The sequence below is a fragment of the Methylobacterium sp. BTF04 genome (assembly GCF_010692745.1).
Lineage (GTDB): Bacteria > Pseudomonadota > Alphaproteobacteria > Rhizobiales > Beijerinckiaceae > Methylobacterium.
Map to the genome: position 1 here is coordinate 1 of NZ_JAAHTB010000154.1, position 2,019 is coordinate 2,019.

General features: G+C 64.9%; 2 protein-coding genes and 1 pseudogene. All 3 read right to left on the bottom strand.

Annotation, left to right across the window (positions count from 1 at the left end; all coding sequences use genetic code 11):
• A partial coding sequence (locus tag G3T14_RS24870; protein ID WP_204263049.1) for a hypothetical protein occupies window positions 1-190 on the bottom strand: 190 nt, incomplete at its 3' end.
• A pseudogene (locus G3T14_RS23930) lies at window positions 177-1,412 on the bottom strand (IS701 family transposase). The pseudogene G3T14_RS23930 and the gene G3T14_RS24870, both read right to left, overlap by 14 nt.
• Window positions 1,413-1,742: 330 nt before the next feature.
• A partial coding sequence (locus G3T14_RS23935; protein WP_246733536.1) for a transposase occupies window positions 1,743-2,019 on the bottom strand: 277 nt, incomplete at its 5' end.

Here is a 2,019-nt window from a genome sequence, read left to right on the forward strand (position 1 = left end):
CGAGAAACGCAGCGCTACCCAAACCGCTCTCCACTAAACCGAAGCAAGTCCAGACTGGCTCGCCGATATCGCTACCAATCTGGAGACCGAAGACGGGCTGATCTGGGTCTACGATCCGCAGCACCCTGACGGAACCATGGCCTTCTCCGAGTTCGGAATCGAAAGCCTCCGTAACCTCATCGAAGTCCACCGCACCGCGCCGAAATAGGGCCACAGCGGTCCACGCCGGATGAGTACTTTGGGGGCGGCGCGTTGGCGTGATGGCGGATCACCGCCAGTAGGGCGAAGGCCATCATCACCAGGCTGACGTGCCGGTGCCAGCCGTGCCAGGAGCGGGTCTCGTTGTGAGTGAGCCCGAGCTCGGTCTTGGCCGTCTCGAACGCATCCTCGATGCTCCAACGTCGTCCCTCGACGCCGACCAGGGTCTGGATCGGCGTGCCGGCCGGGCACCAGGTCGTGAAGTAGGCCCGCTCGCCGTCAGCCAGGCTGCAGCGGACCAGGAGCCCCCGCGTCCACAGGCTGGTCTGGTCGTAGGCGGCACCATCGAGGTCGGCCAGTTCGCAGTAGGCCCAGTCGTACAGCCGCGCGCCCTTCGTCCCGTCGCCTGCCGACAGACGCGTCCAGGCCGTCGGAGCAAGGCCGTTCGCGATCGCCTCGGCGGTGCCTGCCACCGGTGGCTTGCCGATCCAGGAATTGAACAGGTGATCGGTCTTGACCCCGAGCACGTAGCCTTTGCCCGCCCGGCGTAGCGCCATCTCGATGTCGCCGACCCCGTAGACGGTGTCGGCCGCCACCCAGGAAAACGGCACGTCGGTGGCCATCGCCCGCTCAATCATCGCCAGAGCCAATCCCGGCTTGGTCGCGAAGGCCGTCCCCTCCGGCACATGGGCGGCGGCCTGCCGGACCGGATCCGAAGTCCAGGTCTTGTGCAGGTACAGAGCCCGATCGATGAAGGCATGACCGTGCCGCGAGGCGTAGACCGCGAAGACGCCGATCTGGCAGTTGGTGATCTTTCCGGCCGAGCCGGTGTACTGACGATGCACGCCGCACGAGGCTTTACCCTGCTTGAGGAAGCAAGTCTCGTCGAGGACCAGAACCGCGTCCGGGTCGGCCAGCGTTTCCAGGGCATAATCCCGCACCACGTCGCGCAGGGCGTCGGCATCCCAGTGTCCGCGACCGAGCACGGCCTGCTGACGCCAAGGCCCAGGATCGCCCGCGGCTTCCGCTCGTATCCAACCGGTCTTGCGCCGCTCCGCACCGAGCAGTCCGTCAAGAAACGCTCCTGCCTAACCGGCTACCCGGTCCTGGGTGAACAGTGGCCGTATACGCCCCTTCACCTCCCGCAGCGACGAGGCCCACAACTCCAGCGTCGCCTCGATCGAGGCCCCAGCCGTTCCTGATGCACGAATCATGGTGAGGCAGAGAGTCAGAACCTCATCGGAAAACCAACTGTAATGCTAGGCCGACCGTGCAAGGGGAGCACGAATGTCGGACAGGCCAAGTCACACTCAGGACCGCGCAGAAACCAAAGCCGCGAGGGCGTTGGAGCGAGCGGATTTGGCCGAGGTGGTCTGGGGCGAGGTCGAGGTCCAGAAGACTGCGATCGAAGAGAAGACCGTGCGATTGAAGGCGCAGAGACTGGCGCGTGACGCTGAAGAGGCCGCGGCCAAGGAGTCCTCCAAGTCAATGAAGGCAAAAAATGATCCTCCCCTGGTTTCAGGTTCTCCCGCAGTTTGCGTGGATTACGCAGCGAGGAGGGCGCGCCGTCGGAGCAGGGGGAAGCTGGCGCGTCCGTACATGGTCCGCTTGAGCATCTTCAGCCTGCTAATCTGCCCCTCCGCCTGACCGTTGATCCATGACGTCGTCAATGCAGCGCGCACCGCCGTTACGTCGCGTTCCAGGCCGGACGCGAACGTCTTGAGGGCCGGTATGTCACTGAGATGTGCCGCGTCGAGCCAGATGTTGAGTTCGCCGGCGGGATCAGAGGGCGGGGTGCCATCGACGCAGCAGCTGCGGACC